At 33.8% G+C, this 314-nt stretch carries 1 pseudogene; it reads right to left on the bottom strand.

The window, feature by feature from the left end:
* A pseudogene (locus GGG_RS0119270) lies at nucleotides 1–314 on the bottom strand (transposase); the annotation flags it as partial.

The raw sequence follows: 314 nt of genomic DNA, 5'->3' as shown, positions 1-314 counted from the left end.
CAACTTGATGCAAATTCTTCAATTGATCATTCACCGTCTCAATCAAACCTCGTCGTGATAATAACTCTTTCTCATGTAATGTTTTTGGTTTGTATGTTTCATATTCTTACGCGAAGGTGTTAATAACTTTAACCCTCTAGCGGCTAAAGCTTCTGTTTTTGCTTTACTCAGATAACCTTTATCGCCAAGTAATATTCCCTTTAACTCTAAAGTAAGCGCTTCGATAACTGCTACGTCATGAACATTGCCTGATGTAACTTTTAAATTAATAATTTCACCTAAGTTATTGATCACAATATGCAATTTAAACCCAT

Origin of the sequence: Acinetobacter sp. P8-3-8 (assembly GCF_000214135.1) — a bacterium.
Classification (GTDB): domain Bacteria; phylum Pseudomonadota; class Gammaproteobacteria; order Pseudomonadales; family Moraxellaceae; genus Acinetobacter.
Note: the sequence above shows the minus strand (reverse complement) of the source record. Positions and strands in the feature narration are given on the sequence as shown.